The organism is Streptomyces sp. NPDC047974, from assembly GCF_040653375.1.
Lineage (GTDB): Bacteria > Actinomycetota > Actinomycetes > Streptomycetales > Streptomycetaceae > Streptomyces.
Genome location: NZ_JBEZNU010000003.1, coordinates 1 through 20,522 on the forward strand (window position 1 = coordinate 1; position 20,522 = coordinate 20,522).

At 71.3% G+C, this 20,522-nt stretch carries 23 protein-coding genes and 1 pseudogene; 8 read left to right on the plus strand and 16 right to left on the minus strand.

Translation table 11 applies throughout. The features are described from left to right. The 14 genes from AB0E19_RS05735 to AB0E19_RS05800 form a co-directional block, all read right to left on the minus strand. A partial coding sequence (locus AB0E19_RS05735) for a bifunctional DNA primase/polymerase (RefSeq protein WP_362173839.1) occupies positions 1-511 on the minus strand: 511 nt, incomplete at its 3' end. 120 nt (positions 512-631) lie between these two features. After that, complete coding sequence (locus AB0E19_RS05740) at positions 632-961, minus strand: hypothetical protein (RefSeq protein ID WP_362173842.1); 330 nt, start codon at positions 959-961, stop codon at positions 632-634. 172 nt (positions 962-1,133) lie between these two features. Then, positions 1,134-1,424 (minus strand): hypothetical protein, encoded by a 291-nt coding sequence (locus AB0E19_RS05745; protein ID WP_362173845.1) that lies wholly within the window; start codon positions 1,422-1,424, stop codon positions 1,134-1,136. Beyond that, positions 1,421-1,978 (minus strand): hypothetical protein, encoded by a 558-nt coding sequence (locus AB0E19_RS05750; RefSeq protein ID WP_362173848.1) that lies wholly within the window; start codon positions 1,976-1,978, stop codon positions 1,421-1,423. Before AB0E19_RS05750 ends, AB0E19_RS05745 begins: the two co-directional genes overlap by 4 nt. Next, a complete protein-coding gene (locus AB0E19_RS05755) occupies positions 1,975-2,577 on the minus strand; it encodes a hypothetical protein (RefSeq protein WP_362173851.1) in 603 nt (200 codons plus the stop codon). Before AB0E19_RS05755 ends, AB0E19_RS05750 begins: the two co-directional genes overlap by 4 nt. Positions 2,578-2,668: 91 nt before the next feature. Further along, positions 2,669-2,857, minus strand: coding sequence for a hypothetical protein (locus AB0E19_RS05760; protein WP_362173854.1), 189 nt, complete (start codon positions 2,855-2,857; stop codon positions 2,669-2,671). A gap of 84 nt (positions 2,858-2,941) precedes the next feature. Continuing rightward, entirely contained in the window at positions 2,942-3,121 is a 180-nt protein-coding gene (locus AB0E19_RS05765; protein WP_362173856.1) for a hypothetical protein, read from the minus strand. A gap of 76 nt (positions 3,122-3,197) precedes the next feature. Next, positions 3,198-3,623 (minus strand): hypothetical protein, encoded by a 426-nt coding sequence (locus AB0E19_RS05770; protein ID WP_362173859.1) that lies wholly within the window; start codon positions 3,621-3,623, stop codon positions 3,198-3,200. An 83-nt stretch (positions 3,624-3,706) separates the two neighbouring features. Beyond that, complete coding sequence (locus tag AB0E19_RS05775; protein ID WP_362173862.1) at positions 3,707-3,901, minus strand: hypothetical protein; 195 nt, start codon at positions 3,899-3,901, stop codon at positions 3,707-3,709. A 221-nt stretch (positions 3,902-4,122) separates the two neighbouring features. Further along, on the minus strand, positions 4,123-6,393 hold the full coding sequence (locus AB0E19_RS05780; protein WP_362173865.1) for a hypothetical protein: 2,271 nt from the start codon (positions 6,391-6,393) through the stop codon (positions 4,123-4,125). Between the two features lie 61 nt (positions 6,394-6,454). Further along, on the minus strand, positions 6,455-6,985 hold the full coding sequence (locus AB0E19_RS05785) for a hypothetical protein (RefSeq protein ID WP_362173868.1): 531 nt from the start codon (positions 6,983-6,985) through the stop codon (positions 6,455-6,457). A gap of 33 nt (positions 6,986-7,018) precedes the next feature. Next, positions 7,019-8,134, minus strand: coding sequence for a hypothetical protein (locus AB0E19_RS05790; protein WP_362173871.1), 1,116 nt, complete (start codon positions 8,132-8,134; stop codon positions 7,019-7,021). Then, on the minus strand, positions 8,131-8,334 hold the full coding sequence (locus AB0E19_RS05795) for a hypothetical protein (protein ID WP_362173874.1): 204 nt from the start codon (positions 8,332-8,334) through the stop codon (positions 8,131-8,133). The genes AB0E19_RS05790 and AB0E19_RS05795 overlap by 4 nt, the downstream gene beginning before the upstream one ends. Continuing rightward, positions 8,331-8,711, minus strand: coding sequence for a hypothetical protein (locus tag AB0E19_RS05800; RefSeq protein ID WP_362173877.1), 381 nt, complete (start codon positions 8,709-8,711; stop codon positions 8,331-8,333). The genes AB0E19_RS05795 and AB0E19_RS05800 overlap by 4 nt, the downstream gene beginning before the upstream one ends. A 673-nt stretch (positions 8,712-9,384) precedes the next feature. On the opposite strand from AB0E19_RS05800, the gene AB0E19_RS05805 reads away from it, so the two are divergent. The 6 genes and pseudogenes from AB0E19_RS05805 (at position 9,385) to AB0E19_RS05830 (ending at position 14,473) form a co-directional block, all read left to right on the plus strand. After that, positions 9,385-10,173, plus strand: a complete 789-nt coding sequence (locus tag AB0E19_RS05805) for a GntR family transcriptional regulator (protein WP_362173880.1) — start codon at positions 9,385-9,387, stop codon at positions 10,171-10,173. After that, positions 10,170-10,814: a YdcF family protein gene (locus tag AB0E19_RS05810; RefSeq protein ID WP_362173883.1), complete on the plus strand. Its 645-nt coding sequence runs from the start codon at positions 10,170-10,172 to the stop codon at positions 10,812-10,814. The genes AB0E19_RS05805 and AB0E19_RS05810 overlap by 4 nt, the downstream gene beginning before the upstream one ends. Positions 10,815-11,051: 237 nt before the next feature. Beyond that, the gene (locus AB0E19_RS05815; RefSeq protein ID WP_362173886.1) at positions 11,052-11,468 is read left to right on the plus strand and encodes a hypothetical protein; all 417 of its coding nucleotides are present in this window, start codon (positions 11,052-11,054) and stop codon (positions 11,466-11,468) included. Between the two features lie 472 nt (positions 11,469-11,940). Then, positions 11,941-13,338 (plus strand): hypothetical protein, encoded by a 1,398-nt coding sequence (locus AB0E19_RS05820; RefSeq protein WP_362173889.1) that lies wholly within the window; start codon positions 11,941-11,943, stop codon positions 13,336-13,338. Positions 13,339-13,817: 479 nt separating this feature from the next. Continuing rightward, positions 13,818-13,904 (plus strand): annotated as a pseudogene (locus AB0E19_RS05825) (glutamine synthetase); the annotation flags it as partial. A gap of 65 nt (positions 13,905-13,969) precedes the next feature. Continuing rightward, entirely contained in the window at positions 13,970-14,473 is a 504-nt protein-coding gene (locus AB0E19_RS05830) for a GNAT family N-acetyltransferase (RefSeq protein ID WP_362173891.1), read from the plus strand. Positions 14,474-14,487: 14 nt separating this feature from the next. On the opposite strand, the gene AB0E19_RS05835 is transcribed toward AB0E19_RS05830, so the two are convergent. After that, on the minus strand, positions 14,488-14,919 hold the full coding sequence (locus tag AB0E19_RS05835) for a VOC family protein (protein ID WP_362173894.1): 432 nt from the start codon (positions 14,917-14,919) through the stop codon (positions 14,488-14,490). A gap of 197 nt (positions 14,920-15,116) precedes the next feature. On the opposite strand from AB0E19_RS05835, the gene AB0E19_RS05840 reads away from it, so the two are divergent. Both AB0E19_RS05840 and AB0E19_RS05845 read left to right on the plus strand, forming a co-directional pair. Then, positions 15,117-16,400, plus strand: a complete 1,284-nt coding sequence (locus AB0E19_RS05840) for a cytochrome P450 (RefSeq protein ID WP_362173898.1) — start codon at positions 15,117-15,119, stop codon at positions 16,398-16,400. Positions 16,401-16,450: 50 nt separating this feature from the next. After that, entirely contained in the window at positions 16,451-17,641 is a 1,191-nt protein-coding gene (locus AB0E19_RS05845; protein ID WP_362174869.1) for a cytochrome P450, read from the plus strand. Positions 17,642-17,718: 77 nt separating this feature from the next. Here the strand turns inward: AB0E19_RS05845 and AB0E19_RS05850 are convergent, their stop codons facing one another. After that, on the minus strand, positions 17,719-19,764 hold the full coding sequence (locus AB0E19_RS05850; protein ID WP_362173901.1) for a PIG-L family deacetylase: 2,046 nt from the start codon (positions 19,762-19,764) through the stop codon (positions 17,719-17,721). Positions 19,765-20,522 lie beyond the last annotated feature (758 nt).

Sequence of the window (20,522 nt, forward strand, 5' to 3'; positions counted from 1 at the left end):
CGCTGGACGTCATGCTCCCGGGAGCGACGACGTAACCACCCCACGCCCGCGAGTCCACCAACCCTCCAAGCAAACCAGCGGAGTTGCCGAGACGGTGGCTGTTCGGGGCGGCGAAGTAGAGGTGCTGGCCACCGGACGCGGTACCGGCCCGGAAGGTGTCCGGGAACGGCTGGCCGGCGCGCTTGCAGAGGGCCGTGAACACCTCGGCGCCGGTGGGGCCAGCGGCGCCGTCCTTGGGCATGTCGAGGTCGATCACGACGAGCCCGGACGGGCCGGTCGCCAGGCCGATGTTGAACGGAGCCTGCGTCCACGCGCGGGTGATCCGTTTCGGGTCGGTGGTGGCCCTCTCCTCCCACTTCACGTGACCGCCCGAGCAGGCCCCGGTGCGGGGGCAGCGGGTCTCACCGTGCAGGGCGGGACGCTTCGTGCCGGGGCGGAGCGGGAAGACCGCCCAGCCCCTGGCCGCGGTGTCGAGCGCCGCCTGAAGGGTGCCAGGAGCAGCCGTCAGCACACGGCCTCCTGCCGCGTCACGTTCGGATACGTCATGCTGGATGTCTCCAGTTCTGTAGCAGGTGCTGGTGGACGAGGGCGGCCCCGGACTTTGGCGAGACGGGGGCCGCCCTCGGCGTATCTAGGAGTGGGTGGTCCAGAGGGCGTACTGCTGGCGGACGTAGTGGCGGGGGTTGCCGGTGACCGTGGTGCCGTCGTGGTTCATGAGCTGGTGGGCGGCGCGGGTCGCGGCCTCGATGGCGTCGCTGGCGGCCGAGGCCATCTCGTCGCTGAGGGCGATGCGGTCGAGGAGTGCGGCCTTGCGGAGCCAGAACTCGCGGCTGGTCTCGGTGTCGAAGGGGCGGTCGGCGGCGGTGCGCGCGGTCCAGCCGATTTCGCTGATGATGCTCGGCGCCGTTGCGTAGGCCCGCTCCGGCGTGGGGTCGGGGTGGCGGTTGGGGGTGGTGTTCATGGAGGTCTCCTTGCTGGCTCTGGTCAGGAGCTCTTGGGGCCCTGGGGCCGGCGGTGGGTTTGGGAGTGTTCGGAGCCGCGGGCGTTGGTGGAAGGCCTGGATCCGACGGGGGTCGTCGAGGCCAGGCCGTCCGACTTCTTCGCGGGGCCGCGGGTGCTCATGCGGTCCTCTCTCAGGTGGCGTGGTCGAGGGCGAGGCGGATGTGGGTCTCGGCCCGGGCGAGGTGGATGTCCTGGTCGGCGCTCCGGGCGCGGGTGGCGGCGCGCAGTTCGTCGGCGGCGGTGTCGAGGTCCTCGCTGGCCTCCTGGAGTTCCTCCAGGGCCGAGAACCGCAGGGAGCTCGCGGCGTCCTCGACGAGCTGGATGAACTGTTCCGGGGTGGTAGGCCGACTGGCGCGAGAGGCACCGATGATGTCGGCGATCCGGGCCGCGTACGTGGTGGTGAGCTGGGTGAGGGTGCTCATCGGATGGCTCCCGTCAGGGCGGGCCACAGGCGGGAGTCGCGGCCGAACTCGGGGTCGTAGAGGTGGATCTGGGTGCCGTGTTCGCGCAGCTCGCGCAGGGCGGGGCGGCCGATGCCGTTCCACTCGTGGGTGAGGAAGTCGCGGCCGAGGCGGAAGCCGCCGAGGGTGGTGTGCGGCCTGCGGTCGCGGTCGGTGAGTGTGATCGGGTCGCGCGGCCGGCCCCGGACGACCGTGATGCCCTGCCGGTCGAGGCGGAGGAGTCGGTCCATGAGGGGCGAGCGGTCGCGGACGTAGCCGCTGACGTAGGCGCGCTGGCGCCACAGGGCGCCGTCGTGGCCGCGGCCTTCGGTGCCGGGCTGGCTGTCCGTGGTGACGAACCCGGCGCGGTTGGCGGCGGCGAGGACGGGGACGAGGTGGCGGGCGCCGTTGTTTTCCTCGTAGCCGAACTGGGCGTCGTAGCCGGGCCAGGACGGGATCCGTCCCTCCAGCCAGAGCGCCATGTTCGCTCCGAGGTCGGCGATCGAGCGGGCGTCGCGCCAGGATCCGTTGCTCATCGCTGGGCCTCCTGCCGGGCGTTGTGGGCGGCGGTGCGGACGAGGAGGAGGACCTCGCCGAGGGTGCGGTGGGAGGAGTCGTTCCAGGAGTGGAAGGGCTGGGTGACGCCGCGGGCGGCGAGGACGTCCTGGAGGCGGGCGCCGGCGGCGCGGGCGGTGTCCTCGTCGCCGTAGCCGAGGCGGTAGAGCACGGCCTGGGCGCCGAGGATGCAGCGTCGGCCGGAGGTGGACCGCAGGGCGCCGCGGTGCCAGCCGTACCGCTCGACGACCAGGGCGGTCAGTTCGAGGTGCTCGCTGACGGAGATGCGGCGGCCGGCGCCGTGGAGGGTGCGGACCAGCGGGAAGGACAGGGCCCAGTCGGGCAGGATCCGCATCGTGCGGGAGGGGCCGGTCAGGGCGGGTGCCGGCGTGGGGGCCGGGGCCGTGGCGAGGGCTTCGGCGATGAGCTGGTCGGTGGTCTTGGTGACCAGTGGGTGGGCGGTGGTGCGGGTGCGGGCGGCGAGGTAGCGCTCGATCTCGGAGACCAGGACCGAGGCGTCCTGCTCGACGTCGGGTGCGGCCTGGGGCCGTGTTGCCGCGAGGGCGGCGGGCGTGGTCATCTTGGGGTTCCTCCTGCGTTCGTTCGCGGGTGGGGTGGGGCGCTCCCGTTGCTGTCCAGGCGGGTGGGAGCGCCCCGTTCTCGTTTCGGGGTCAGTGGTCGCGGCGGAGCGCCTCGACCTCGCCGCAGTTGCCGCAGCGGTCGTCGCACTCCTCCAGGTGGCGGCCGAGCAGGGCGTCGGAGAGGACGGCGGCGGCCTTCTCTCCCTTCTGGCCGGCGAGGCGGACTGCGGTGTTGTGCAGGGCGATTCCGATGCGGTCGCCGAGGTTCGGCTTGGCCATGAGCGAGTCCCTTCTTGCTGTGCGGTGGGGTGGGGCGCCCCGGTTGCTGTCCAGGCGGGCGGGGCGCCCCTGTAGAGGTGAGCGTCAGCGGCGGCGGTTGAGGATGGGCTGGTCGGACTTCAGGTAGGTGAGGGCCCGGAGGATCTCGGCGGTGGTGAGGCCGGCGGCCTCGATGAGCTGCTTGGCCGTGTCCTTGTCGCCGTTGGCGGCCTGGATGGCGCCGACGGCGATCTGGGCGAGCTCCTGGGCGGTGCGGTGGGACATGGATTCCTCCTGGGTGGTGCCGGGGCTGTCCCGGCTCCCCTCACCGCCCGTGCGGGACGGGCGGATCGGGCAGCGGTCAGAACCAGCGGCGGCGGCCGGAGGCGGCGGCCTCGGAGCGGGCGACGGCGACGTCGGCGGCGTGCTCGCGGGCGACGCGCTCGGCGAGGTGCTGGAACTCGGGCAGGAGCGGCGGTTCCTCGGCGATGTGCCGGATACCGGCCGGACGCTGGCTGTAGACGTCGCCGTAGTGGATGAGCAGGGAGGTGACGCTGGTGGTCCCGACCCGCCGGTGGGCGGAGGTGCTGCACACCATCGGGGTGCCGGTGAAGGGCGCCTTGTCCTTGGTGACGATGAACTCGGTGTAGAGCTGGGCGTCCTCCAGCGGGGCGACGATCTGCGAGACGTCCTGGATGACGTAGAGGCGGTCGCCGGGGCGGACGTTGCGGGCGAGTTCCTTGATGTCGCGGCGGCTGGTCGACTCGTACTTGTACTTGAGCCCCATGACGGAGTCCTTCCTGGTGCGCGGGTGGGGTGGGGCGTCCGGATGCTGTCCAGGCGGGCGGGCACCCCAGGCAGAGCGAGGAGTCAGGAGTTGCGCAGCGTCTTGGCCATCGCCTCGATCTCGGCGGCGGTGATGCCGGCCTCGCGGGCACCATTCATGTAGATCTCGAAGGCCGCGAGGTTGTCCTCGGTCGGCTTGTGGATGCCCTCCATCCGGACGGTGGCGAGGGCAGCGAGGTGGAGTCGGTACCGCTTCTCGTCGGTGCTGATGGTGGCCATGGGAGTTCCTCCTGGTGTCGTAGTTGTGATCGTTTATGGGGTGGTCGGCAGGGTGGTAGACCCCTGGTCAGTGCCGGTTTTGCCCAAGTTCGCCACCCGGTCGGATCTGGACCTCAGGCGGTCGGCCGACCGGTTCGAGGGCTGAGTCGACCAGGGGTCATACCGGGCTGATTCGGGCGCCGACCAGGGGTCGACCGCCCCCGCGACCGGGCGGTCTGTCCCTATTTGGCGGCGTGGGCTTCGGCGATCTGGTCGCGGAGGTAGCCGTTGGGGTTGGCCAGGCCGTCTATCGGGCCGAGCTTGCGGGTGGTGCCCGCGCCGGCGTCGCGGAGCTGGGCCTGGAGCTGGGTCTTGGTGAGCTCGCCGTACCGCTCGGGGCGGTGGGCGGCGAGGAGCTCGACCAGCTTCTCGGTGCGGGCCCTGTCGACGCCGGCCGCGTCGAGGGCGGCGAGGCAGTCGGCCAGGAGGTTGGCGACGGCGGCCTTGGCCGCGTCCTGGGCGCCGTAGTCGACGGCGTCGCCGGTGAGGGTGCCGGCCTCGGTGCGAAGCTGACGTCCTCGCTGGCAGATCTCCTTGAACTGCGGGAGGTCGATGACGTCGGCCTTGACGGTGACGTGGCCCTCCTCGCCGCCCTGGTCGAGGACGACGACGCCCTTGGAGTCCTCGGTGAGCAGGTGCGGGGCGGCACCGTTGGCGACGGCGTCGTCGCCGAGGACCATCTTGGCGCTCCGGTCGCCCTTGACCCGGTACGAGGCCCGCTTGGCGCAGACCTCGCGGAGCTTGGTCGGTACCGAGTCGGCGTCGGGGCGCTGGGTGATGAAGACGCCCATGCCGCCGACGAAGCGGGTCACTCGTACGAAGCGGGCGAAGCCCTCGACCATGAGGTCGCGGCCGGAGCGGGTCTTGACCCTTGCCTTCTCGTCGGCGCTGTCGTCGTCGATGGCGACCTGCACGAGCGCGGCGCCGTCGAGGAGTTCCTGGAGCTCGTCGACGATCAGGAGAACCGGGCCCATGCCCTTGGCCGCGAGCTCCGGGGTGATTTTCCCTTCGGGGACGGAGTCGGGGTCGGTCTCGTAGAGGCGGTCGAGTTCGCTGCCTCGGTCCTGCATCTCGGCGATCGTGCCGTTCACGACGTCGAGGACGTCGCGGATGACCTCCGGGGTGGCGCCGGCGATCCAGCGGTGGGCGATGTGCTTGAGCGGGGCCCAGTCCGGTCCGGTCTTGCCGGTGATGACGATGACCCGGACGGTCGGGTCGAGCGCGGCGGCGGCCGCGACCAGGCGGGCGAAGTAGGACTTGCCGTAGCCCATCAGGCCGCCGACCAGGAGCGAGGACCACAGCAGGTGCATGGTGTGGCGGTCGCCGCGGGCGTCGGGGCCGAGCGGGATGCCCTGCTCCCAGAAGTTCCAGATCTGGGCCTCGATCAGCGCCGAGGGGACCTTGCCGGTGCCGTAGGGGTTGTCGGCGTTGGCGACCCACAGGACGAACCGGCCGTCGTGCCCGTCGGAGCTGGTGTCGGGGGAGATCTGGATGCGGGACTTCTTGATCCGCAGGGAGGAGGCGAGCTCCTCGACCCGGGCGACGGCCACCGACGCCTTGACCCCTCGCGGGAGTTCGACGGTGGCGGTCCAGCCGGGGCCGGCGGGTTCGATGACCCCGGCGAGGTGGGTCTCGTCGCGCTGGGACTCGGTGATGATCCCGGCCTTGACGAGCGCGGTCACCAGGTCCGCCTCGCCCTGGACCCGGCCCGAGTCGCGCTTGACGAGGGAGACCCGGGAGATGTCCGCGAGGGTCTGCGGTACGAACGTCTCCGGCGCTGCCCCGGGCTGTCCGGGGATGCCGACGGCGGGGGCACCGGGCAGCGGGCCGGAGAGGGGGGCCTGGTCGGCGGCGAAGGGGCGGCCGAGGTAGAACCAGCCGACCGGGAGGGCCGCGAGGCCGGCCAGGCCGAGGGCGGGCTCGACCGCGATGGCGTTGGCGTAGAGGAAGCCACCGCCGACGAGGCCGCCGATGCGGCTGGCCTTCAAGGACCAGCGGGCGCGGCTCAGGTCCTTGCCCGAGACCTTCATCCGGTCCGCGTCCGCTTCGTGCCGCAGCATGAGCTGGGCCTCGGCGGCGGCGAGCTGCTGCTGCAAGACGAGGGCGTCGGCCTCGCCGGCCGTGCGGAGCTGGGAGCGGAGCGTCTTGACTCGTTCGGTCAGCTCGCGGGTGTCGAGGGAGTGCTCCCGGCGGCGCTTGTCCTCGATTTCCAGGGCGAGTTCGGCGTCGCAGACGTCCTTGGTGGTCAGCCACTCGCCCGTGCGGCGGGCGGCGTTGGCCTTCTGCCGGTCGAAGCCGACGCGGGCCTGGGCCTTGATCCGGTCGAGGCGGCCGGGCTCTTCGACGACCTCGCCGTCGATGACCTCGGCGTCAGCGGGCTCGGGGTCGACGATCTCGGCGTCGACGATGTCGTCGTCCTCGGGTCCGTGGGCGGTGGTGGTGTCCAGTGCCATGTCGTGCCTCCCTTCGGGGTGGGGCGGGGCACCGTGGTGCCCCGCGGAATGACGGTGTGCGTCACAGGCCGGTGAGGACCTGGCCGAGGGCGGTGAGCAGGGAGCCGCCGAGGGTCAGGACGAGGGGGCCGAGGAAGGTGGAGCCGAGGGTGATGCCGAACGCGCAGCTCAGCCCGCCCCAGCCCTTGGAGATCCGGTTGTTCTTGATGCCGAAGAACAGAACGATGCCCAGGACGAGCATCAGGACGATGCCGACGGCGATCGCGCCCGTCTGAGCGGAGGCGTTCTGCGGGGCGAACCCGGCGGCGGGCTGGATCTGCGGCGCGGTCCCCGACTGCGGGGTGCCGGCCGCGAGGGTGGTGACGGTGGCCGTGTGGGTGGCGTCGGCGCGGTAGGCGGCGGTGTCCAGGCCGGTGACGGTCATGGTGCGGCCGTCGGGGAGCGTGACGGGCGCGCCGGTGGCGTCGGCGACGGCCTGGTCGACGATCGCGGTCGCCTGCTCGGGCGTCTCGGCGCTGGCCGTGGTGGCGGTGGACAGGACCGCGAGCGCGGCGGCACCGGACAGGGCGAGGGAGCGGATGATGCGGGGCATGACTGTCTCCTCCGAGGAGCCTTCGGGGCGCGGTCAGTTGGAGTTGCTGCGGAGCTTCTCGACGGACATCTGCCGTCGGGCGATCGGCGCGTACTTCGTGGTGCCGGGGCGGCGTACGGGAGGAGTCCCGCCGTTGTTCTTCCGGCCGTCCTCACCGGGCTTGGAGGGGCCCTTGGACGGCTTGTCGCCGTCCTCGTTCATTTGGGAACCGACCTGCCCATTTGTGTCGGTTTGTGATCCGTCCAGGGGGCCGTTCTGAGCGAGGCGTACGGCACGGCGGGCGAGGCGCTTGGCGGAGATGATGGAGGCGGTCGAGCCGACCTCGGCGCCGTGCAGTTCGTCCCACGCACGGCGGTAGGTCTTCTCGCTCGGCACCAGTTCGCCGAGCGCCGCCGCCAGGAACAGCGCCCGCTCCCACACCTCCGGGTCGCTCGCCTCGCGGGCCTTGTTCACCTTGGCGATCCGGGCCTTCTCGTCCTTCGCCGCACGCTTCTCGGCGCGGCGCTGGGCGAGAGCCTTACGGCCGGCCTTCTTCGTGATCCGGCCGTGCTCGTGCAGGTCCCAGATCGCCGGGCCGATCACGGAGCACAAGGCCCCGCCGATCCCCGTCGCGATGCCGTACGTCTCGCTGCCGTGGGCGAAGTTGATGCCCGCGGCGATGAGCGCCTGGATGAGCGCGCCGAGCCGGTAGTGCCAGGACGGCCGGTCATCGTCGATCGCGGCCTCGGCTCCCTTGAGAAGAGCCCACGCCACTCCCTCCAGCACGAACGGAGCGGCGACCAGGAACCACGCGCTGGGGTCCCAGAAGGCCATCACCTGAAGCGGCAGCGAGACCACCACGCACACGACGGCGATCCCGAGTGCCGACTTCCGCCAGGCCTCGGCCGACTTCTGCGCCTTCGCCTTCGCGGCGGCCTCGGCCCGGCGCTTCCCTTCGCGCTCACGCCGCTCGTCCTCGGCCGCCTCCAGCTCGCGCTGGATCTCCTTCTGCGCCTTGGCCTCGGCCTTGTCCGCGGCAAGCTGCTGCCGCCGGCGCTCGGCCTCGTTGCGGATCCGCGCCGCCTCGGCCTCGGCCTGCGCCTGCTCGGCACGGGCCAGACCCTCGGCGTACGTCTCACCCTCGCGGGTGGGCAGCTCGGTGACCGTCACCGGGCACCTCCCCGCAGGTGGGCCGAGATCTCGGCCGGCGTCGCGTCCGGGTGGACCTTGGAGAACGCGAGGGCCTTCGGCAGGGCGTCGAAGATGTCCTTCACGCCGTCGCAGGCGTCGAGGTAGCGCTCGATCTGGTCCGGCGACCAGAAGGCCGGGTCGCCGTACGCTTCGCGGACCTGACCTGGAAGGCGCCTCATGCCGCCACCTCCAGCGGGGTCGGCTCCTGCGTGAGCATCGCGAAGACGACCACGTTCGCCAGCGCCTCGTCCTCGGCGGCCGGGACCGCCGGCACCTGCCAGTCGCCGATCTCGGCCGGGACCTCCACGTCGGGCAGGCTGGTGTCGAGCTGGTGGCCGATCTCCCACCTCACCCTGCTCAGGAGCTCCTGCTCCGTCGAGGCCGGGTAGAGGAGGGCGGTGGTGAACGCCTCCTGGACGATGTCCTCGGCCCGGTGCCAGTCGCCGATCACCTCGGCGACGACGCTTACCATGACGCCGGATCGCTGGGCGAACACGGTCGTGAACAGGTCGGCCGGACCGTTGGCCGGCGCGGTCTCGCGGGTACCGTCATTCATGGGTCGTACTTCCTTCCGTAGAGCGGGACGGCCCACAACCGAGGCCCCGGTGTTCCCGCACCGGGGCCTCACGCCGTCAGAACCAGCGGGACTTCCTCCGGCTCCCCTCGACCCCGCCCGTACGGGGCACCCTGCGAAGGGGTCCGGACGGGCAAGGGAGGCAACCGGCCGCAACCGCCGAGCGGCTGCGGAGGTCAGGTGACGCGGTGGGCGTAGCCGTCGCACCGGTCCAGCACGATCGACGCCCAGGGTTTTCGTCGGAACACATCCACCTCCCATGCAGCGGAGTGGACGTGCCGCTCAGACCTCCGATACGCGTGGCGCCCCTCGCCCCGAGGAGGTCTGGATCTCGGGGGTAGTCAGAGCAGGTGTTCCACGCGGGTCTTTAGAGCCGATGGCGTGTCCCCCTGTGGGGTGTGGGGCCCGGTTGTGACACGGGCCCGGTCTCGGTCGGCTGGTCTCCACTCGCCACGGCCGGAACGGTCACGGCCGCCGTGCTGCGGTGGATCACGCTGTTGAGTTGTCCGCCGCGATCCGGACAGCCCAAAGAAGGCCCCTAGATCCTCGCTGTCCTAGGACTGCGAGCGGCACAACACGACAATGACCCACAGTCCCAGGACTGTCAACAGTCCTGGGACTGTGTTTGACTGGAGTTCGAAGGAGAGGAGTCCGCGTGGCACCGAAGTGGCGAGAACTGGCAGACAAGCTGGCTGGGCGCATCAGGAGCGGCGAGTACGCCCCAGGGCGGCAGCTTCCGCATATCCGCGATCTGGTTGAGGCCGGTGAAGGGTCGAAGTCCACAGTTCACGCGGCCTACAAGGCGCTGGAAGCCGAAGGGCTAGTGACCTCATCCCGCGGGCACGGCACGGTCGTACGAGAGCAGGCGCCGCTGAAGCGGCTCGGTATCGCGCGGTACGACAAGGCGAAGTGGCGTGACGGCGACGAGGTCGCCTTCATCGCGGACCGCGTGGCATCCGGACGGGCGTACAAGCGCGGCGAGCAGACGCAGAACGTCAGCCGGGTACCGGCCCCGGCAGTCGTTGCTGCGGCTCACGGCCTTTCGGAAGGTGCGGAGGTGTACGCGCGAGCGCGCTTGGTGAAGGAAGGCGACCAGCCGACACACACCCTGACGAGCTACTACCGACCGGAGCACGTGGAGGGCACGCGCATCGTCGACCCGACGCCGGGTCCCGCCGGCAAGGGCGGCGGCTTCCGGGTCCTCTATGACGCCGGATACGAGATCGACCACATGCGGGAAGAGCTCCGAGCCCGCGTCGCGACCCCGGACGAAGCCGCTCTCCTCCAGCTCGCTCCCGGAGAGTGGGTGGTCGAGCTGCACCGCACCACATTCACGGCCGACGACACAGTGGTCGAGTTCGCTGTCGGGATCCACGCGGCGACGCGGTTCTCCTGGTCGTACGACTTCAAGGTCCCGGACTCGGCCCAGGAGGCGATGCAATGATCTCCGAGCAGGCATGGGCTGACGCTCAAGTCCTCTGGGACTTCCAGAAGATGAACCACGAGCCGAAGCCCTGCTCGGTCGGGATCGGCCTCGGCAGCCACGACCTGGGCGTGGCCGACGTGACGGCGGACCTCTACCACCGCGGCATGTTCCCCCTCATCGTCTTCACCGGCGCCACGAGCCGCACGACCGCAGACCGAATGCCCCGTGGAGAGGCGGAACACTACAGGGACCGCGCGCTGGAACTGGGAGTGCCGGCCTCGGCGATCCTCGTCGAACCGAACGCGCGGAACACCGGAGAGAACATCCGCTTCTCACGTGGCTTGCTCGCAGACGCTGGAATCGAGGTCCACTCGGTGCTCCTTGTCAGCAAGCCGTACGAGGAGCGCAGGGCTTACGCGACAGCCCGCCGTCTCTGGCCGGGAATCGAGATCGTGAGTGCCTCTGTCTCGATGTCCCTCGCGAAGTACGTCGACCTGATCGGAGATCCCAAACTCGTGCTGGACATGCTGGTGGGGGCCCAACAGCGCCTGCTGATTTACCCCGACCAGGGCTTCATGCTTCGCCAAGAGATCCCGACCGGCGTGACGGCCTCCTACGAGCGGCTGCGCACTCGGGGCTTCACGAGCCGTCTCGTCTAGGGCTCTGCCAGTAGACAGCTTCGTGTCGTGGCGGCCTGACGGCACAACACGAAGCGCTGTGCGGTCAAAATTTCCCTACCTCATCAAGGCCCGCGCACGGCGCGGGAGCGCGCCGCCTTTACGGCGGGGCCGCCACTGTCTTCGCCAGCGGCGGCCCCGCCTGGCGGCGCGCTACGTGCGGCGGGCAGGCGAGAAACAACCTCCCACCCGACCAGAGAGCGCGGGCAGGCTTGCCTCATGGAGACCTCGGCAGCACCGACAGCCTTCCGCGTCACGTTCAACGACTACCGCCAGGACCCGAACGACCGCGATGTCCTGCGGCGAGCGGTGACCATCCACGCCGACCGGCTCACCTTCGACAGCGATCACCTGGTCCTCTGGCTGGTCGGCACCGCAGTCGGCCGCTTCCCTCTCGGCGTCATCGAGTCGATACACCCCGAGGCCGGCCCGGGCAGTCGGCGGGAATCGCCGGAAGAGCTCCGCGCCCGCTACCCCAAGATGGGCCAGCCCTGGACCCAGGAAGAGGACACGCGCATCCTTGCCCTCTATCAGCAAGGAGAGCGAGACCTCGACGCGCTCGGGAAGCAGTTCGACCGCAAGCCCAGCGCCATCAGGTCACGCCTGGCGAAACTGGGCCTGGAAGCCCTCGGCTAATCCGAAGAAGCGCAGCGCGGAGGGCAGCCGCGGGTCAAAGAAGATGCCTCCGGCCGGGGCGCTCAGGCTCCGGGATGGCGGGGGCCCATGTGCGGGTGCCGGCCGGTGGGTTGTGGCGTGGGGGCTCCCATCCCGTCTGCCGTCGACCCAGGCAGAGCCGAGCAGACACGGCACCGGGCGTCCAGGTCGTTCGTACAGTGGCGCGCTCCACCTGGACGCCCGGCACCGCGCCTGCTCCACGGTGTGTGGGTCGACGGCAGACGGGATGGGAGCCGCGGCGGGGTTGTAGATGCAGGGCTCGGTATCTCTCCAATTGAGCACCACCAACGCCACCTCGTCCGTATGCTCACTCTGGCACCCGACCTGGTAAGGCGAGCAAGCGGATTTCCTCAGGGTAAGAGCTTTCGGATTTTACATCCTGCCTGCGAGTCTTCAATCACCCACATTCATACTAATCTAGCGGAGCCAGACGGTGACAGAACCGACGCCAGACTTCATCCAAGAGAAAAGGTCTGAGCTGGATCCCCACGACCCACGCCTCGCTCTGGAAAAGCTATGCATTGAGCGGGGGTACGAGACGCAATGGTCTTGGCTTCAGCCGGACCTTCGATTTCGCGTCGGATTCCCGAATGGGCGGAGTAAGCGCTGGCAAGGGATTAGCGCAAGGAGTGCTGAAGCGTACCTAAGTATCGACCTTCCACCCTTCACCTACCTTGGCGAATTCGATGCAGTTCATTTCAGGGATCGAAACATCATCGAGGCGTACGTCTTGACAGATGCGCCACCACACCGCCTCTTCCCAGGAATTCGCAGGATCGGCCACACTCAACTGGAACTTGTTGAACCCGATGAAGATGGAGACATCGAGCGACAAACAGCAGAGGTGAGGATCGGAATCAATGACGCCTGGGTGTTGGATTTCTCGCCCAGTGCTGACCGGCCGGACATGAAGATCTCCATCGGATCCGCGTCGCGTGAATTCGCAATTCTTTCCGAGCGTCATCGTCGGCGTGGTTATCTAAGGGACCGCGACAGGGAAGCGCTACCCAATGGGCTCGGACGCTTCACCAGCATCCAGATCTCCGGGCTCGGAGCATCGCGTCACGACGAGGCTCTGGAGATGCTGAAGCGGGTCACAGACTCAGTGTTCTTCGAGCTTGATCTACGGTATGGCACGGCACCCGAACTCGCACCCTCCGAATCCAAAAGTCGTTCCTACCTCAGGACTCGCCCCGAAAGGGAAGCGGTTCAAGGGTCCCCGAGAAATCCACAGAATCAATACCCAGAGAAGGCCCTCAGTCTTTACCGCTACGGACGCGGAGCGAGCGGCATCCCACTGCTCGAATACCTAGCCTACTATCAAGTGCTAGAGTATTTCTTCCCCAGCTACAGCCATCGAGACACTCTGACAAAGCTGCGGAATGAACTACTAGATCCGAGGTTCCGGCCTGATGATGACACCAACCTAGTGCGAATCGTCAACATTGCATCAGGAGCAGGGAAGGGGTACGGCAGCGAGAGCGAGCAGCTACGCTCGACCATCGGAGGGTGCGTTACGCAAGAGCAGGTACATTCGTTCATTACTGCCAATGATGCACTCGTGGAGCACTTCTCCGGTAAACAGAAAATTAAGAGCGTGCCCGTCTTGAATCTTGATGACGCGCACAATGACTTCATCACCGCCGTCGCGAATCGCGTATACGGCATCAGGTGCCGAATTGTGCACGCAAAGGAAGAAGGCGGGAGGACCGGGGTAGATCTACTCCTGCCGTTTTCAAAGGAAGCCGAGGCGTTGGGGCCGGATATTGAACTGGTGAAGTTCCTGGCTCAGAAAGTTCTAATTGCTGGAGCTTCGAGACTCCGGGTTTAATCTGGAAGGTGCTGAATCCGGGGCCGCCCCCGGGCAAAGCCAGGGATACAGCTGCACTACAGATCTGGACACCTCGGAAGCCGACCGCGCGCAGGTGGACGCTATCCCGGGGTACTGACAGACGCCGGCGAAGACCGTGCCACATCCGTGCCAGATCGGGCGGGGAACCACGGGGAACGAGGGGCACTGTCGGGCTCCGGGGTATCGATCAGCTCTCGCAGTGTCTATGCAGGTCAGGCTAAGGATTGCCCTCCCGCTCTCCTAAAGCGGTGGTAGACGATCGGTCAGTGTAGGCAAGCCAGTGTGTTTTCGCGGTGTTGCTACTGGTGGAGAGGCTTACGCGGTGTGGAGAGTCGGGCCGTCCCTGGGCCGTCCGAGGGCGGCCCAGGGGCACCAACAGCCGCCAACAGCCACCAGTCTCTGGCCGCTGCGACCTGGATCAGCAGCAGGCGCCCGAGGCCGGCGGGGGAGCTCCCCACTTCCTCCGCAACAAGAAGCAGGAGTGGGAGGAGTACCGCTCCGAGGTGACGGCCTTCGAGCTGCGGAAGAACCTGCCGGTGCTGTAGCCCCTGGCGGGCGGGCGGCGGGAAACGTGTTGCCGTGCGCGGGCGGGGTGTCCAGACTGCCCGGCATGACGATCGAATCCGTCGCCGCCGGGCGGCTGTTCCTGCACCCCCTGACCGTCGCCGAGGGCGAGCGGGTCGCCGCTCGTGAGCCGTGGCCGGGGGAGCGGTGGGCGGAGGGGTATCCGGGGGTGGGGGACCTCGCCTCGGTCGGCGCGTTTCTGCGGAGGTGCGCCGAGGGCGGGGATCCGGGGGCGTTCCGCACGTATCAGATACGGCTCGCGGAGAGCGGGCTCGTCGTCGGCGGGATCGGGTTCCACGGGCCGCCGGGGGCGGACGGGGGCGTGACCGTCGGGTACGGGATCGTGCCGGGGGAGCGGGGGAAGGGGTACGCCTCCGAGGCGCTCGCGGCGGTGATCGGCATCGCCCGGGCCGCCGGCGCGACCGTGCTGCGGGGTGATGCCGATCCCGCCAACGCCGCCTCCCACCGGGTCATGGAGCGGGCCGGGATGCGGCGTGTCTCCGACGGGGAGGGCGGTCTCGTGCGGTTCCTCGTGGAGCTGGGGGCGTAGGGGAGGACCGGTCCTCAGCGGTCGGTGAGGTCCGAGGGGGCCTCCTGGACCACCCAGCCGTTGCCGTCGGGGTCCTCGAAGGTGAGGAAGGAGTTCCAGGTCTCGCCCTTGCCCTCCTCCCAGCCGGTCGCCCCGACGTGCATCACGGGGGAGACGCCGACACCCGCCCCGACGAGCGCCTCCCGGGCCGCCTCGATGTCGGTGACGCACAGCTGGAGGCCGTGCAGGGTGCCCGGGGCCATCTCCTTCGTGCCGGGCATCGGCGGCATGCCGGAGAGCAGTGCGATGGAGCACCGCGAGCCCGGCGGGGTCGCCTGGATGATCCGCATCCCGGGCGCGACCTCGTCGTCCAGGTCGATGGCGAAGCCGCACTTCTCGGCGTAGAACTCCTTCGCCCGGTCCATGTCGGTGACGGGGACCGGGACGACTTCCAGTGTCCAGTTCATGGGACCACCGTCCCCCATCCGGTCCCGCCGTGCACGCCTTCCACGCCCGCGACTTGACGGAAATTCACCTTGCCCTCAGCCGACTGATCTGATCCTTTCGCTCGAAGGCTGAGACGGATCGGGAACGATCGCTTCTGCGTCACTCAACCTCCCTATAGTGACCCCGCGTTGGCCGCACACCGCAGGAGACAGGACAGATGACGCCCTCCCCCACCGCCGGGCCCGCTTCCGATGCCGCACCTCCGCCCGGGTGCCCCGCGGCCGTCCCGCTCTCCGGGCCCGGCTTCCACACCGACCCGCAGGCCCTCTACCGGTCCATGCGCCGCGAGCACGGCCCCGTCGTCCCCGTGGAACTCCCCGGCGGCTTCCCCGCCTGGCTGGTCATCGGCTACCGCGAGGTCCACCAGGTCACCAGCGACCCCGAACTCTTCCCCCGGGACGTCGGCCTGTGGAACCAGTGGCCGCACGTCCCCGCCGACTGGCCGCTGCTCCCGATGGTCGGACAGCCCCTCCCCTCCATCTACTTCACCGCGGGCGAGGAGCACCGGCGGCACGTCCGGATGGTCGTCCCCGCCCTGGAGGCCGTCGACCCCTTCGAGATCCGCGGCCACTGCGAGCAGCTGGCCGACCGGCTCGTCGACGCCTTCTGCGCCCGCGGCACCGCCGACCTGGTCGCCGCCTTCTGCGAGCCCCTCCCGGTCCTCGTCCTGGCCCGGCTCGTCGGCTTCCCCGACGACGAAGGCGCCGACATCGCCCGGGTGTTGAAGGACCTCGCCGACGGCGGGCCCGAGGCGCAGAGCGCCCACCGGCGGTTCGGCGAGCACATGGCCCGCCTGGTCGCCGCCAAGCGCGCCGAGCCCGGCGACGACGTGACCTCCCGGATGCTCGCCCACTCCGAGGAGTTCACGGACGAGGAGTACATGCTCGACCTGATGGCGATCACCGCCGCCGGGCACCTCACCACCGCCGACTGGATCGGCAGCTCCGTCCGGCTGATGCTCACCGAGGGGGAGTTCGCCGACTCCATGGCCCGCGGCCGCCGCAGCGTCGCCGACGCCATGACCGAGGTGCTGTGGGAGGAGGGCCCCACCCAGATCCTCGCCGGCCGCTGGCCGTCCCGCGACACCCGCCTCGGCGACCGCCGGATCAAGGCCGGCGACATGCTGCTGCTCGGCCTCGGCGCCGCCAACACCGACCCGGTGATCCGGCAGGGCGCCCCCGCCGCCACCCCCGGCGAACGCGGCGGCGGCGGCGCCCACCTGGCCTTCAGCCACGGCGAGTACCGCTGCCCCTTCCCCGCGCAGGAGATCGCCGAGATCATCGCCAGGACCGGCATCGAGGTCCTCCTCGACCGGCTGCCCGACCTCGAACTCGCCGTCCCCGTGGGGGAACTGGTCCGCCGCCCCTCCGCCTTCCTGCGCGGCACCACCGCCCTGCCCGTCCGGTTCACCCCCGTACCCACCACTGGAGACCCCTCGTGACCTGCCCGCACGCAGCCGCCCGGGACGCCGCCCCCGTCGTCGTCGACCCGATGGTCCAGGACCTCGACGGCGAGACCGACCGGATCCGCGCCGCCGGCCCGCTCGCCCGCATCGACCTGCTCGGCGTGCCCGCCTGGGCGGTCACCCGGCACGCCGACGCCCGCCGGCTGCTCGTCGACCCCCGGCTCGTGAAGGACATGGCCGCCTGGGACCTGTGGACCAGCGGAGCCGTCACCCACGCCTGGCCGCTCATCGGGATGATCGACGCCGGCCGCTCCATGTTCACCGTCGACGGCGAGGAGCACCGCCGGCTGCGCGCCAAGACCTCCCAGGCGCTGACCCCCCGCCGCCTGGAGGCGATCCGCCCCGACATCGAGAAGTTCACCGCCGAACTCCTCGACGCCCTGGAGGAGGCCGGCCGGGACGGCTCCGTCGTCGACCTCAAGTCCCTCTTCGCGCAGCCGCTGCCCATGAGGGTCGTCGGCATGCTGATGGGCGTCGACCCCCAGGCCAACACCATGCTCACCCGGCAGTACAAGAAGTTCTTCTCGATGCTCACCCCGCAGGAGGAGCGGCTCGCCCTCCTCGCCGAGCTCGACGTCTTCTACACGGACCTGGTCCGCGCGAAGACCGCCCTGCCCACCGACGACCTGACCTCGGCGCTCATCCTCGCCGAGGACGGCGGCGAGCCGCTGACCGAGGAGGAGGTCGTCGGCAACCTCAAGGCGATGGTCGCCGCGGGCCACGAGACCACCATCGGCCTCGTCCTCAACGCCGTCCGTGCCCTGCTCGCCCACCCCGAGCAGCTGCGGAAGGTGCTGGCCGGGGAGATCTCCTGGGAGGCGGTCGTCGAGGAGACCCTGCGCTGGGACACCCCGACCACCCACCTCCTGATGCGGTTCGCCACCGAGGACATCGAGGTCGGCGACGCCGTGATCCCCCAGGGCGAGGGCGTGGTCATCTCCTACCGGGCGATCGGCCGCGACCCCGAGCAGCACGGCCCGGACGCCGACGCCTTCGACGCCGCCCGGCCGGCGCCCCACCGGCACATGACCTTCGGCCACGGCCCGCACATCTGCCCCGGCGCGGCGCTCGCCCGCGTCGAGGCGGGCATCGCCCTCCCGGCGCTCTTCGCCCGCTTCCCCCGGCTGCGCCTCGCCGTCCCGGACGAGGAGCTGCGCAACCTCCCGGTGATGACCCAGAACGACCTGGAGTCCTTCCCGGTCCTCCTCGGCGCCTGACCCGCGCGAGCCCGCGGTCGGCGGGCCTCCGGTCGGCGGACCTGCGCTCGGCGGGCTCCGGTCGGCGGGGCCCGCGCTCAGCGGGGCGCCGGGACCCAGTGGAGGCGGCCGTCCTGGCCCAGGGCGGCCACCCCGCCCGGGCCCGCCGCCGGGGCGCCGGCGAGCGGGAAGCCCGAGAGGCGCCAGGTGCCGCCGTCCGCCGGCGGGGCCACCGCCAGGCGGCCGGTCCTGGAGCGGGCCGCGACCAGGCCGTCCGCCGCGCTCACCGGGCCGAAGCCGGCGACGTCGCCGGACGGCGGGGCGACCGGGACCGGCCCGGCGGTGCCCGTGAAGTCGGCGGCCTTCGGCGCGCCGGTGCCGGGCTCGCGGGACCAGAGGCGGACGCCCTCGCCGGCCGGCGAGGGGCCCGCGCTCAGCGCGAGCGTGGTCGCCGACAGCCCGGTCGGCCGCGGTCCGGCGACCCGGCCGCCGCCCGGACCAGCGGTCCACATCAGGACCGAGCCGCGGGTCCCCGCGAAGACGTAGGCACGCCCGGCGGCGTCCGTCGCCGCCACCGGGTCGCCGTGCAGCCCGGCCCCGCCGAGGGGGCGCCACGGCCCCCAGCCGCCGCCCGGCGTCCGCTCCCGCCCGGCGAGCCGGTGGTCGCCGTCGCGCAGGAAGAGCGAGACCCGCCCCGTGCCGTCCACGGTCACCGCGGGCGCGCTGATGTCCGGCGTCCGGTCGGCCTCGTCCCGCCTCCCGGGCGTGCCGAGCGAGCGCCACGACCCGAACGGCCCGCCCGGCGCGGTCTGTTCGACGGTGACGACCTCGCGCCGGTAGCCGGCCGGGCCCGCGAACGTGGTCCGGGTGCCGAAGACCGCGATCCGCCCGTCCGCCAGCCGTACGGTGTCGACGCCGCCGTCGAGCCCGCCGCCGGGCAGCAGCTCGGGCCCCTTCCAGGCGTCGCCCGCGGGCGCCCGGTGCCAGGTCGCGAGCCGCCCGTCCTGGACGCCGAAGGCGCGCAGCCCGCCGTCCGCGTCCGCCTGGAGCCACCCGGTCGAGGCGCCCCGCGCGTACCGCACGGTGCCCGTCCAGTCCCGGCCCTGCGGCCGGTCCGCCATCTTCAGGTCGCCGCACCCCGCCGGGCTGCCGCAGTGGTCGGTCCCGTCCAGCCAGGCGTACGTCCGCAGGCTGCGCAGCTTCTCCTCGGCGGTGCGGCCGTCGAGGGCCTGCGGCAGCTCGGTGTTCGGATAGCCCAGGTAGCTCTGCACGCCGACGCGCGGATGGCCGGGCATCCGCGCGTACCGGTCGAGGGCCGCCTGCGCGAACCGCGCCCCGTACGCGTGGTCCTGGTGGTCCCGCAGCCGCCCCGTCGCCGCGTCCGTGCCGGGCGTCGGGTCCAGGGTGCGGACGAAGGTGGGCCGGAAGCGGCCGAGCAGCCCGGTCAGGGTGGCCACGACCTGCTCCTTCGAGTACGCGAAGTCGGCGGCGACCGGCGTCTGGGAGGAGCGCAGCGAGCCGAGCGCGGGGATCCGGCCGTGCCACAGACCGCGCAGGCTGTGCGGTCGGTCGCCGTACGGCGAACCGGCCTCGCGGAGCTGGAGCCAGACCAGCCGCACCCCGGGCCGGGCCCGCAGGGTGTCCAGCTCGGCCGAGCCCCCGCCGGCCGTGCGGATCGCGGTCCGGTCCCAGGGGCTGGTGCGGTCGCCGGTGACCAGCTCGGCGTACGCGGCGCGGATGCCGTTCTGCCGGGCCTCGGCGTACGCGGGCTTGTCGGGCGCCGTCACGGCGGCCCGCCCGGCGCGGGCGTTGACGCCGTTCGCCTCGCCCGCCGTCAGGTACACGGTGGTCAGCGGGGTCCCGTCGGCGAGCGACTGCGCGGTGTCCGGGTTCATGAAGTACAGGTCGTCGTCCGGATGCGACACGAACTGCACGACGGAGGCCGGCGCGGACCCCGCCGCCCGCGCGGCCGCCGGCGCCGACGCCGCGGCCGGTCCGCCGGCCGCCGGCTCCTCCTGCGCGGCCGTCGCCGTGAGCACGCCCGCGAGGGTGCCCCCGGCCAGCAGGGTCGCCATCCCGGCGACCACGGCGGCGCGCCGCTGACGGAAGGGGCGTATGAGGCGGGTGTGGCGGCGAACGGACATGGGCGCGGGAGGGCTCTCTACCTCGGGAACGGGTGCGCGTCGGCGGCGACGGCGGCGGTGCGCGAGCCTCCGGCGGACGCGGTCGTGACGGCCGCGGCGACGGGACGGTCGACTCACATGGCTACAGGGCCGCGGCCGCCGACGGGTTCCGAAAACGGTCCGATGTGCCCGAGGTCACGTGTGATCCGCGCCGGATCCGGGTAGGAGCACCCGGCTCCGGCGCGGCCCGCACGAGCCGGCCGAACCACGCGAGAGCCACCGCCCCCGAACCGCGACACCCCCACCACGGGGACGCCCGCGCGCCTGTTGCCGGGACGTTCGCGCCGCCGCCGCCGCCTCCCGCACGCCCGCGCCACCGGGACGATCGCGCCGCCGCTGCCGGGACGATCGCGCCGCCGCCTCCCGCGCCCCCGCTCCTCCCGCGCCCCCGCGCCCCCTCCACTGGGACGATCGCGCCGCCCCCGCCCCCGCCGTCGCTGCCCGGCTCCCGCGTCTCCCGCTTCCTCCGAGACCGCCGCGCCGCCGCGCCCCGCGCCCCGCGCCTCCCGTTTCCGGGCCGGTCGCGCCCCCGCTTCCGGGACCCCGCACCCGCGCGCCCCCACCACCGGGACGGTCGCGCCTCCGCCTCAGCCTCCGCCTCCCGCACCTCCGCGCCCCCTTCACCGGGACGATCGCGCCCCCGCCTCCCGCTGCCGGAACCCCCCGCACTCCCTCGCCCCGCCCCGCACGCCCGGGGCCCTCCCTGCGGATAGGCTCGA

Coding starts and splice junctions, on each gene's coding strand:
- AB0E19_RS05740 (WP_362173842.1), bottom strand. CDS start 961: ATGAACACCACCCCCAACCGCCACCCCGACCCCACGCCGGAGCGGGCC.
- AB0E19_RS05745 (WP_362173845.1), bottom strand. CDS start 1,424: ATGAGCACCCTCACCCAGCTCACCACCACGTACGCGGCCCGGATCGCC.
- AB0E19_RS05750 (WP_362173848.1), bottom strand. CDS start 1,978: ATGAGCAACGGATCCTGGCGCGACGCCCGCTCGATCGCCGACCTCGGA.
- AB0E19_RS05755 (WP_362173851.1), bottom strand. CDS start 2,577: ATGACCACGCCCGCCGCCCTCGCGGCAACACGGCCCCAGGCCGCACCC.
- AB0E19_RS05760 (WP_362173854.1), bottom strand. CDS start 2,857: ATGGCCAAGCCGAACCTCGGCGACCGCATCGGAATCGCCCTGCACAAC.
- AB0E19_RS05765 (WP_362173856.1), bottom strand. CDS start 3,121: ATGTCCCACCGCACCGCCCAGGAGCTCGCCCAGATCGCCGTCGGCGCC.
- AB0E19_RS05770 (WP_362173859.1), bottom strand. CDS start 3,623: ATGGGGCTCAAGTACAAGTACGAGTCGACCAGCCGCCGCGACATCAAG.
- AB0E19_RS05775 (WP_362173862.1), bottom strand. CDS start 3,901: ATGGCCACCATCAGCACCGACGAGAAGCGGTACCGACTCCACCTCGCT.
- AB0E19_RS05780 (WP_362173865.1), bottom strand. CDS start 6,393: ATGGCACTGGACACCACCACCGCCCACGGACCCGAGGACGACGACATC.
- AB0E19_RS05785 (WP_362173868.1), bottom strand. CDS start 6,985: ATGCCCCGCATCATCCGCTCCCTCGCCCTGTCCGGTGCCGCCGCGCTC.
- AB0E19_RS05795 (WP_362173874.1), bottom strand. CDS start 8,334: ATGAGGCGCCTTCCAGGTCAGGTCCGCGAAGCGTACGGCGACCCGGCC.
- AB0E19_RS05800 (WP_362173877.1), bottom strand. CDS start 8,711: ATGAATGACGGTACCCGCGAGACCGCGCCGGCCAACGGTCCGGCCGAC.
- AB0E19_RS05810 (WP_362173883.1), top strand. CDS start 10,170: ATGATCTCCGAGCAGGCATGGGCTGACGCTCAAGTCCTCTGGGACTTC.
- AB0E19_RS05815 (WP_362173886.1), top strand. CDS start 11,052: ATGGAGACCTCGGCAGCACCGACAGCCTTCCGCGTCACGTTCAACGAC.
- AB0E19_RS05830 (WP_362173891.1), top strand. CDS start 13,970: ATGACGATCGAATCCGTCGCCGCCGGGCGGCTGTTCCTGCACCCCCTG.
- AB0E19_RS05835 (WP_362173894.1), bottom strand. CDS start 14,919: ATGAACTGGACACTGGAAGTCGTCCCGGTCCCCGTCACCGACATGGAC.
- AB0E19_RS05840 (WP_362173898.1), top strand. CDS start 15,117: ATGACGCCCTCCCCCACCGCCGGGCCCGCTTCCGATGCCGCACCTCCG.
- AB0E19_RS05845 (WP_362174869.1), top strand. CDS start 16,451: ATGGTCCAGGACCTCGACGGCGAGACCGACCGGATCCGCGCCGCCGGC.
- AB0E19_RS05850 (WP_362173901.1), bottom strand. CDS start 19,764: ATGTCCGTTCGCCGCCACACCCGCCTCATACGCCCCTTCCGTCAGCGG.